Source organism: Butyricicoccus pullicaecorum DSM 23266 (genome assembly GCF_900167005.1).
Taxonomy (GTDB): domain Bacteria; phylum Bacillota; class Clostridia; order Oscillospirales; family Butyricicoccaceae; genus Butyricicoccus; species Butyricicoccus pullicaecorum.
Genome location: NZ_FUXW01000028.1, coordinates 1 through 10,247 on the forward strand (window position 1 = coordinate 1; position 10,247 = coordinate 10,247).

Sequence of the window (10,247 nt, forward strand, 5' to 3'; positions counted from 1 at the left end):
AAACGAAATACATATTATAGTCGTGAAGCCGAAGGAGAAATCCTTCGGCTTCTATCTTTATGTATAAGGAGCGAATCCCCATGAAACCCTGTTACATCACCCGTGGTATCCAGACCACAATTCCACCTTGGCTGCAAACACTTCTGTGGTATATGCGCGACAGCATGGAAGTGCCCGAGCGGGATTACTTACAAATCTTCCGATTATCCTGTGATGGCGACCGCCAGCGCATTGAGCATGAGCAGGAACAGCCGGAGTACAAGCACGTTGTCGCGATTCCGGACGAGCAGCCTGTTGATGCCAAGGTGTACATCATCGAAGATCCCGACCACATCACCATGCTATTAGCAGACGAATATTAAAAGGAGGCTTTGAAAATGGAAGAGACAACCTACATTTGTGAGCGCTGTGGCGAACGAGTCCCGGCGGAGGCCTGCACGATGGTAGCCGATACGATTTTGTGCCCGGACTGCGTAGATATGTACACAACAGTGTGTGATTGCTGCGGAGAGCGACTGTTCCTCTCGGACGATCACGGAGACGAAAACATCACCCTGTGCGAGCGCTGCTACGAACGGCATTATACCCACTGCGAACGCTGCGGGCGTGTCATTTCGCATAGTGATGCCTATTACGAAGATGACGCCGAGGACGAACCGCTGTGCTATGACTGTCTGCAAGCCCGTTTGCAGCAGGCGACGATCCATGATTACAGCTACACACCGCGGCTGGTTTTCCATGGCGAGCGCGACAATGAACGCTTCTTCGGTGTGGAACTGGAGATCGACGGCAACGGCAAGAGCCGCAAGAATGCCGGTGAAATCCTGAACATCGCCAACGAGGACGCGCAGAATCTGTACATCAAAAGCGACGGTTCGCTCGACTGCGGTATGGAACTGGTCACGCATCCGATGACCTTACAGTATCATCTAGAACAGATGCCGTGGAAAAATGTTCTGCGCAAGGCGGTCGTGCTTGGTTATCTCAGCCACCGCACCACGACCTGCGGGCTACACGTCCATATCTCCCGTGCTGCTTTCGGTGAGACCGAGCAGGAGCAGGAACTGTCGATTGCGCGGCTGCTATACTTCGTCGAGAAATTCTGGACTGAGCTGCTGCGATTCTCCCGACGCACCGAGCGCCAGATCAACCGCTGGGCGGCACGGTACGGCATGAAGTTATCGCCGAAAGCCGTGATGGAGTCAGCAAAAGACTCCCGCGCAGGACGCTATACCGCCGTCAATCTGACAAATGAGGACACCGTTGAAATCCGGATTTTCCGAGGCACCCTGAAATACAACACTTTAATTGCCACGTTACAGTTGGTCAATGCCATCTGTGATGTGGCTCTTTTATTGTCCGACGAGGAATTGCAGGAGCTGTCTTGGCACGGTTTCCTTGACCGGATTCACGAACCGGAGCTCATTCAGTACTTAAAAGAACGGAATCTCTACAAAAATGACCCTGTTATGTACGAGGAGGACGAGTAATGTGCAGCTTATTCGGATTGATCGACTATCAAAACACACTAACAACGCGGCAAAAGAATCACATCTTGCAGGTACTCGCCAAAGAATGCGAAGTACGTGGAACGGACGCGACCGGCATCGCCTACAACTTTGGCGGCAGCATCAAAGTTTACAAACGCCCGCTCGCCGCGCATAAGCTCAAGTTTCACGTACCCAATGGGGTTCATATCGTTATGGGACACACCCGACTTGCCACACAAGGCAAACCGGCAGACAACTTCAACAATCACCCATGGTCAACCAGCTCTTTTGCCTTGGCGCACAATGGCGTATTGTGGAACGACAAAGAGCTTCAGCAGACCGAGAATCTGCCGGACACACACATTCAGACCGACAGTTATGTAGCGGTACAACTGCTCGAACAACAGAAAACCCTGGACTTCACGACCATCAGCGCGATGGCGGAGAAAATCCAGGGTTCTTTTGTATTTACGGTGCTCGACCGGGACGACAACCTGTATTTTGTTCGTGGCGATAACCCGCTCGCGATCTTTGATTTCGGCGGCTTTTACTTATATGCCTCGACCGAAGAAATTCTGCGGCGGGCGATGCGAAAGCTGCGCCTGCACCACCAAGAAGCAATCCATACCGAGGAGGGTGATATTTTGAGGATTGATCGAATCGGTCAGTACAGCTTTGCGCACTTTAATCCAAATCGCAGTTTCCAGCACTTCTGGCGCAATCCTCGGTTCCGGATGCTTTCGTGGTTCGACGAAGTAGACGAGCCAGAGGCGATAGATGGGCAGACTGACCTTTTGATCCAGACGGCCAAGTCGATGGGAGTGTCTGAAGACGAGGTTCTGGCACTGCTTGACTTAGGTTATGATCCGTGCGAGATCGAGGAACTGCTCTACAATCCGGCACTGCTGCACGAAGCGGCAGCCGAGTTGCTGTACGCCTACTAAATCTGGAATGGAGGTGAACTTATGGGACTGGGTACGATTCTGGTCGTGATTGGTGAGATCATTGATCTGCTGGAAGACGAGGATGAATAGTGTGGGGGCAGCATCCGGGGATATATTCTCCGGAGGCTGCAAATTGTTTTAAGAATCTGAAAATGGTGAACCGTGTTCAAACAAATTTTCAGGAATCAGCTTTGCAGCAAGCCGGTATAAAGCTTTACGAGCAAGTAAGACTTCTTGTTCTTGTAAGTAGTATTGTATGACAAGACGTGCACACTCTGCGGAATCTGTGGAAGATACGACTAAATTTTGTGAAATTTGGGTTTGTCCTTCGAAATATAAATTGTGATCTTTTTGCAAATTTGTAACGAATTCTATCACTTTGTCATCCGAATAAAAGCCGGTTGAGCGGTTTTTTTGCTGAATATATTGGTCGACATAGTTCAGAGTGTTGTTATCTTTAGCGGACGATTGCAGTAGATTGTTTACTCGGTTTGTCAAGCGACGCTTAATTGGCAACAAAGATGCATCATAAAGTAGCAGAGTGCTGAGTGAATCCATGCGATTGGTCAATGAAGTGTTTGCTGGAAGTTCATGATTGAGCCAAGAGACAAAATGAGGGATACAATGGTCAATGTGGTAGCGGATCAGACCACCTAATTGATCAACACAGTCATCATAGGCTGGAGATAGGTTGAAAGTATAGGGGCTTTTTGTGGGAGCTTTGGGCGAAGACGTTTTGAAATGCGGAAAACGGTCAAAGTGGGTGAAGACGTAAAAATTGAATTTGGCATACTCGCGGTCATCTGGAGGCAACACATCGAGTAAATAGTCGAAGAGTTGAATGTCCAGCAGGATTTTTTTGGTACGATTGTACTGGAAATCGTCAGGAGACTTTTTCTGATCGCTTGGAGCGTACTTCTTGGGCATGAAGCGAAAAGATTGGAGCTTGCCATGTGCCAGTTTGGATGTAGCCGCTGTAAAAAGGTGCCAAAAGACGAGCGGTTGAATGGCAGATGGAAGCTTAGAAACACGAGTATATACTTGGTTCAAGATTTCCAGATGGTAGGGATTGACGGATTCGGGGAGATCCTTGCAGTAGGCTTGGTCTCGGAGGGCGTATATGTACGCACAAAATAACCGGGAAAGTTCGTGAATCACATCATCATATGCAGTTTGGGGAATATGATTACGCATATTGAGTTTCATGGTGATAGCTTGATCAGAAAGAGAGTTTTCGCGATAACGGCGCAGATGTTTTCTGCGTAACACGCAGGATTGGTATAAGCTGATGAGATTTTTTTTCAACTCATCGAACGTTTTGTCGAGATTTTCGGTAAATATCTCACCGTGCGAGAGAACGGCTAGGCTTTGCTGATGTTTGATATAATCAATCAGAAAACGGGATTGGATTTTCTCTATTATGTGATCGGGAATATTTTGCTGTTGCAGCCAGTGCGAGAAGTATTCTTTCGCGTCTACTTCGTACGATGGGAATGACAGGGTAAAAAGTTCGTCTCGCGTGTGTTGGAGTTTGGGTTTAAGTTCCGTGGGTGCTTGAGAAATCGCGCTGTTAAATTTTTGGATTAGATATTCGTGCGAATAGAAGTAGTGAGTTGGATTCTTTGCCAAACTATGTAAAGCAGGCAGGGTTGGGTCTTTGAAAAAACCGCTTAGGTTGCTGAATAAGAAGCAACGATCGCTGATGAGCCTGAAAAAGCGGTTGACAGTTGGTACATAGTCTGGAAGTTCGGACGAAATGCAAAAGCAAGTTTTGTCCAGAAAGTGAGAGAGTTTTTTGTATTCCGTGGTATCATGCCAATCGTGCCAGCACTTAGATATCTGGTCTGCGTTTTTGGATAGCTTGGCATTGATGGTACGCGGTGTATCATGAACACCGCGTGGGGTGTTGAGTACGAGAAAGCTGTCGGGAGCTTCGCGAATGGCTTGAAGCATAAGCTGCTGCCAAGTGCTGGACGGATTAAGCTGCTCCAATTTCCAAAAATGAGGACTTGAATTTTGCATGCGCATAAAATCACCTAAAATCAATGAATTCCACTTTTGTTGAAAATACTACTATATTATTATGGATTGAGCGAATATACGGGAATAAAAGATTTTGTTATGATAATGGCAGACGAGGCGATGACCTCGAGACGAAGGAGGACATGACCATGCTAACTAATTTTGAAATCAAACCCGAGCAGGGCGATACCATGGCACCTGAGGGCGCGAAGAAGTCCGAGAAGAGCTCTTGGAAGAAGTTGAAAAAATTGGAAAAAAGATTGAAGAAGTGCAAAAAACGATTAAAAAAATGTGAAAAAATGGGAAAAACACAGCAAGAAATTGCATTTTTACTTCAGCAGATGACGATGCTGATGCAAAAAATGGACATGGGCATGTCCTACATGCCACACGGCAGTCTGCCTGAGGGTAAGGCACTCATTCCGGGCTGGTGTTATGTGGTCGAGGACGGTGAAAAACATGGAAGCAATTCATGATTCGGTATTTTCTATACAGGAAAACGTCGGATTATTTCACAAAAAACGAAAAATTTGCAATTTTATACCGAGAATTCGTCGCGTTTATCGGACAGAAGATGGAAGCACGCTGCTGGAACTTGAAATTCAGCTCAGGGCTAGCGTGCATGAACGGGTTGTTCGGTTTGAAAAATTGGCATCTTTTGACTTCGAAAGCTCGGTTGTGGGTGCGATTTGTGCCGATGATCAGGGGAAACCAACACAGCGTCTGGTGGTGCAATATCTACGCGAGTGCCTGTGCGAGAACCGAGCCCAGCAGTATTCCAGCCTCTACATTACAAGAGGAGGATGGCACGAAATAGCCGGGACATGGTGCTTCGTCGCAGGAGGCACCTTGCTGGGGCAGTGCGGATCGAACGATGTTGGTCTTGACCCGGAACTCAAGCAGAGGCATCTTGCTTGCGGGCCGGAGCCTCTCGATACCGCAGAGTCGGTTGAGTTCCTGCTCCGGCTTTTCCTGCAGCACAGCGCGGTGCACATACCAACCTTCGCGTTTACTGTGGTCACTGCGCTTCGTTCCGTCCTTGAACAGGAAGGGATACCGCCCGTGGGAGTGCTGTATCTGGATGGACCGCAAGGAGTCGGTAAAACGACTGTGGCAACGGATTTTTGCACGCTCTACGACCAAAGTGGACGAAAAGCGGATATTTTCGATGCCAGCAGCAGCGACAGTGCAATCTTGGATGCCTTGGCAAGTGCCAGAGATTGGATTGTCTTGCTCGACGATATTTGCAACGAGAGCGATGCGGCTGACAAGCGGAAGCGCTTGGCACTTGCGGCGCACAGTGTCCGCATGGCGGTCAACGATACCGATCGTGGGCGACGGCGCGGATGGAAAACCGAGCAGGTCAGATGTCGGGCAGGGTTGGTCATTACGGGCGAATTTCCGTTGCGCTCTGCTTCAGAGTTGACGAGATGTATCCGTATACCGATTATGAGTCGCATGATCGGCAGAAGTGCTAGTGATCGAATGCATGCATCTGCAGCCTTGGCGGGGTACTTGAGCTGGTTTGCGGAGCATATGACGGATGAACGTGCACGTCTGCGGGAAGAATTTGACATGTTTTGTCGTGAATCCGCTCAGAGAAGAGAAGAACGGTTGCAAAAATCGCTTTGGCAGTTGGCGTGGGGATTCGACAGCTTCCTGCGCTTTGCGCTGGAAATACGTGCAATCGATTCGTCATGTCGGGATGCAATGCGCGAGCTACTTGATGAGATTTTGATCGATATTTTCCGCGAGACGGTTGCGTTGATTGAAGAGCTGTGGAGCGCTGACTTAAGGAATCTTGCCGAAGTCATTGCGACTGGAATTGCAAAAAGGCAGTTGTCAGTTACACGACGCAGGGGATGTGTATGCGTTCCGTTGCAGACGTTGATGATGTATTTACAGGCGGTATCGGCCGGGAAAATTTGCAATGAGCGTCAAGTGACAGCGGCGTTACGGCAACAGGATTTGCTGTGTATGGATCAAACCGGAAAGTCAACATGCAAAGTCCAAGGACAGCGCATGCTGCGAATTTATGAAAATAAGCTGAAAGCGAGGAAAAATCATGAGTTTTGCAATTAAAATGAAGGATTATGATGAAAAAATGACAGGGAAAAAGGTGCCTTTGCCAGAGATTACCAGCTATGATCAACTCCCGCTCGTACTGACCGTGCAGGACGTTGCGCGTGTCCTCAAGCTAGGGGTTGGTATGGTCTATGAACTGCTGCGATCGGGAGAACTGCCCAGTCGTCGGATTGGTGCACGCGGTCAGTTCCGTGTGACACGTTCTGATCTCATCCGTTACATCGAAGGCGAGAGCTTCGCCGGATAAAGGCATAGGCTCATCCGAAAGGATGGGCTTTATTTTTTACACACTCTGATCGAGCACAGACGCAACGCGCGACACTACATTTTCGTGCGTGCCGTCCAGAATATGGGTGTAAATCGACGAAGTGGTTCAACCGTGCTGTGTCCAAGGGCTTTGCTGATGTCGTATAGGGTTGCACCTGACTGGTTGGCCAGTGTGGCGAATGTATGGCGTAACCCATGCAGCGTTAGCGGTGGCAGGTTGTGCTCCTGCACGAATTTGGTGAACAATTCCGATAGGTAGTTGGGTTTGTACGGGTGTCCATCACTCCAGACCAGCACCAGATCGGTATTGTGATACTCCTCGCCGAGAAAAGCGCGATCATCTTGCTGTCGTTCGTATTCTCTGCGCAAGGCATCTTCCAATGGCGCCGGCATATGCAGCGAGCGGGTGGAAGATACCGTTTTGGTTTCCTTTTCGATGATTTTGCTGCCGGCAGTGGTGCGAGCACCGCGAATGTGCAGCACGTGATGTGCAAAGTCTACATCCGACCAGTGCAGACCGCAGTATTCCTCGCGGCGCAGGCCGAGATAGGCTGCGAGCTTGATGACCAGCTCCAAGCGATGCCCTTCGGCGCACTGCAGCAGACGTGTCAGATCCTGGGGTGAGTAGAAGTGCCGCTCCGGGGTCTTGGTTTTGGGTGCTTCGACGCGATCGGCCGGATTGGTTGCAATCATCTGCTGACGGACAGCGACATCCAAAGCAGTGCGCAGCAAATCGTGGTGCTTGCGTACAGTATTGGACGACAGCGTGGTTTTGGTCAGCAAATCGGTGTAGTAGCGCTGAATTTTTTGTGGTGTGAGGGCTTGAAGCTGGATTTTGCCCAGACGTGGTACCAGATAATTTTCGATCATGTTGCGGTATCCGTAGACCGTAGTCTCGGCGCGATAGGGACGCACGATATTTTCCAGCCAGTAGCGCAGCCAGTCAGCGACTGTGGTTTGCCGGGGCTGTACGACTTCGCCGCGGTCCTTTTTCACCTCGTGTGCACGCAGTGCTTTGCGTGCTTCGGTGATCGTGGAAAAGGTCTGTGTTTTCTTGATCTGCTTACCGTTCGTACCAAAGCCGAAGTCCAGATTGACATAAAATTTCTTGCGGACATCGTCATAGGAGATGTTTCGCTCCACACGTTTTCGAGCCATTTGTACCTCACCATCCTGTGTGTTTTCGGTACTTTTATTGTATCATAGTGCAGATTTGATATCTACCAGCCACATCTACCAAAAATAAATCTGCAACTTTTCTGCGCGTAAAACCACGAGATAACAAAAAATCCCACCTGAAACCAGGCGGGATTTTTCGTGTAAATGGTGGAGACGAGGGGAATTGAACCCCTGTCCGAAAGCACATCCACAAGGATTTCTCCGGGCGCAGTTTGTCAACTAACATTCCTGCCACAGTGCGCCGGCAAACAGGCTCACTGCTTTCGTAGAGTCATTTTACATGACGGGCGCAACTCTTAACCCGTACACGTTCACCGCTAATCGACGCCATGCACCCGAGCCGCGGTACTCTCGGGGATGACGGGCCAGCCGTAATTAGGCAGCCAGAAGAGTAGTATTGTTGTTGTTTAATTTATAAACAAGTTGAGGCTTTTAAGGCAGCGTCCTCACTGCCGCCCGCTATCCCGGCTTCAGCACCCCCGTCGAAGCCTTTACGTCCCCGTATCGGCTTGGCAGAGCGGTGATTTACCGGTTTCTGCTTTTCATCACGCGATCGATTTCGCGGTTTGCATCACGTTTTGCAATGCTGTCGCGCTTATCGTGCAGTTTTTTACCGCGACACAGACCAATTTCGACCTTGACGCGGGAATTGCGGAAGTAGACACTCAAGGGAATGAGCGTGTAGCCGTCCTGCTTGGTTTTGCCGAAGAGGGAGAGGATTTCCTTCTTGTGCATGAGCAGACGACGCTTGCGCATGGGATCTTTATTAAAGATGTTTCCCTTTTCGTAGGGGCTGATATGCATGCCGACGACGAATAATTCGCCATCCTTGAACGAGCAGTAGGCATCCTTGAGGTTGATCTGACCGAGACGGATGGATTTGACCTCAGTGCCGACCAGTTCGATGCCGGCCTCATACTTTTCGTCTACAAAGTAGTCGTGCCATGCCTTTTTGTTGGAGGTCACTTGTTTGATACCCTTTTGAATTGCCATGACAGACTCCTTTCGCGTGGTGTGATACTATGGTAACACAAGAGGGGAACGGTGTAAAGAGTCATTTGTGTTACAATTTTCGAGGAAAGAGGAGAAAAAGCGCTGCAGATTGCCTGCGGCGCTCGGCTTATTCGGGGAAAAATGGCATCATCGCACCATATAGGATGGGCTGATGAAGCAGATAAATTGCCAAGCTGTGCTGACCCATCCATGCGAGCGGGCGGCAGTGGGATTTGCGCATCCAGTCGGGGAGGTGGAATTTTCCGAGAAAGTAGCCTGCGAGGAACAGGAATAAGTAAGGGAAGATCGGAAAATAGTCGGCTGAGTGGAAATCGGGGGATAGCAGACCGATGAGGGACAGCCAATAGGAGAGATACCACTCGGACGGCAGGGGAATCTGAAAGGCACCCAAGCCCAGATAGTGCTGAGGCACGTGATAGGTAAAGATAAATAAGAGTAGGGTAACGATCAGACCGGGAACGGCCGGGATTTTCTGAAGCAATGGACGCAATACGACATAGCAGAGGAAGCAGAGCGTCATACAGTGCAGGATACCGAAGACGATCAGCGTCTGCGATCCTGCAAACCAGGTCACGACCGTAATCAGCAGCGCACTGGCGGCCAATGTCAGAATATGGCGGGACAAATGGCGGGTATAATGGATACAGAGTCCGGCGAGCAGCAAAAACGAGCCGCAGATATAGAGTTGCCAGGCACGCGCGCCAAACGTGTGATACCAAGGAAGCGGGATATCCAGAAGCGAATCGATATTCCAGAAAAGGTGGAAGAAGATCATATTTAAAATTGCCAAACCGCGCATCTCATCCAAGAAGAGATAGCGGGTTGAGAGCTTTGGAACGCCGTGTGTATAAGGAAAGAGAATTTGTGCGTGTGCATTCGATTGTGATAGGGACAAAATGAATCACCTCGCGAGGTTAAAGGAATACCTATATTATAACGCGCGCGTGCGTGCGCGTAAACCACAGCATGTCGAAGAAAAATTGTCGATAAAAGTGGAAAATTTTTGTTGACAACTCAATCAGACAGTGGTATTCTATATAAGCTGTCTCCGAGAGACGGCATCCACAACGAAAGAAGCGTCACGACGATTTGAAACTTTTTGAATAATGGGTCAAGAAAGTAGAAAAAAGTTGTTGACACGGGCTTTAAGCTGTGGTATTATAAATAGGCTGACCGATTGATCAGCGAAACCGGACGAAAAGTTTGGAAAAGTTCAGATTTAGCGATTCGGAGCGCGAAAAACTTC

General features: G+C 49.2%; 10 protein-coding genes and 1 other RNA gene. 6 read left to right on the top strand and 5 right to left on the bottom strand.

The window, feature by feature from the left end; translation table 11 throughout:
* Nucleotides 1-80: 80 nt before the first annotated feature.
* The 3 genes from B5D52_RS15660 to B5D52_RS15670 are packed head-to-tail and all read left to right on the top strand — an operon-like array spanning nucleotide 81 to nucleotide 2,434.
* Nucleotides 81-362, top strand: coding sequence for a DUF960 family protein (locus B5D52_RS15660; RefSeq protein WP_016149207.1), 282 nt, complete (start codon nucleotides 81-83; stop codon nucleotides 360-362).
* 15 nt (nucleotides 363-377) lie between these two features.
* Nucleotides 378-1,490 (top strand): amidoligase family protein, encoded by a 1,113-nt coding sequence (locus B5D52_RS15665; RefSeq protein ID WP_016149208.1) that lies wholly within the window; start codon nucleotides 378-380, stop codon nucleotides 1,488-1,490.
* Complete coding sequence (locus B5D52_RS15670) at nucleotides 1,490-2,434, top strand: glutamine--fructose-6-phosphate aminotransferase (RefSeq protein ID WP_016149209.1); 945 nt, start codon at nucleotides 1,490-1,492, stop codon at nucleotides 2,432-2,434. The genes B5D52_RS15665 and B5D52_RS15670 overlap by 1 nt, the downstream gene beginning before the upstream one ends.
* 138 nt (nucleotides 2,435-2,572) lie before the next feature.
* Here B5D52_RS15670 and B5D52_RS15675 read toward each other — a convergent pair whose 3' ends face one another.
* A complete protein-coding gene (locus B5D52_RS15675; RefSeq protein ID WP_143149496.1) occupies nucleotides 2,573-4,480 on the bottom strand; it encodes a hypothetical protein in 1,908 nt (635 codons plus the stop codon).
* Nucleotides 4,481-4,605: 125 nt separating this feature from the next.
* Here B5D52_RS15675 and B5D52_RS15680 point away from each other — a divergent pair, with 125 nt between their 5' ends.
* From B5D52_RS15680 to B5D52_RS15695, 3 genes are read left to right on the top strand one after another with little or no spacing between them, the layout of a single operon-like run.
* A complete protein-coding gene (locus B5D52_RS15680; protein ID WP_016149211.1) occupies nucleotides 4,606-4,932 on the top strand; it encodes a hypothetical protein in 327 nt (108 codons plus the stop codon).
* Nucleotides 4,916-6,538, top strand: a complete 1,623-nt coding sequence (locus B5D52_RS15690) for a P-loop NTPase family protein (RefSeq protein ID WP_016149212.1) — start codon at nucleotides 4,916-4,918, stop codon at nucleotides 6,536-6,538. The genes B5D52_RS15680 and B5D52_RS15690 overlap by 17 nt, the downstream gene beginning before the upstream one ends.
* A gap of 43 nt (nucleotides 6,539-6,581) precedes the next feature.
* Entirely contained in the window at nucleotides 6,582-6,788 is a 207-nt protein-coding gene (locus tag B5D52_RS15695; RefSeq protein ID WP_196801237.1) for a helix-turn-helix domain-containing protein, read from the top strand.
* Nucleotides 6,789-6,862: 74 nt separating this feature from the next.
* On the opposite strand, the gene B5D52_RS15700 is transcribed toward B5D52_RS15695, so the two are convergent.
* The 4 genes from B5D52_RS15700 to B5D52_RS15715 form a co-directional block, all read right to left on the bottom strand.
* Nucleotides 6,863-7,966 carry a site-specific integrase gene (locus B5D52_RS15700; protein WP_016149214.1) on the bottom strand — a complete coding sequence of 368 codons (1,104 nt, stop codon included), beginning with the start codon at nucleotides 7,964-7,966 and terminating at the stop codon, nucleotides 6,863-6,865.
* Nucleotides 7,967-8,132: 166 nt separating this feature from the next.
* Nucleotides 8,133-8,488, bottom strand: a transfer-messenger RNA (tmRNA) gene (gene ssrA, locus B5D52_RS15705).
* A gap of 24 nt (nucleotides 8,489-8,512) precedes the next feature.
* Entirely contained in the window at nucleotides 8,513-8,980 is a 468-nt protein-coding gene (smpB, locus tag B5D52_RS15710; RefSeq protein ID WP_016149215.1) for an SsrA-binding protein SmpB, read from the bottom strand.
* 127 nt (nucleotides 8,981-9,107) lie between these two features.
* Nucleotides 9,108-9,896 (bottom strand): heparan-alpha-glucosaminide N-acetyltransferase, encoded by a 789-nt coding sequence (locus B5D52_RS15715; protein WP_016149216.1) that lies wholly within the window; start codon nucleotides 9,894-9,896, stop codon nucleotides 9,108-9,110.
* Between the last annotated feature and the right edge of the window lie 351 nt (nucleotides 9,897-10,247).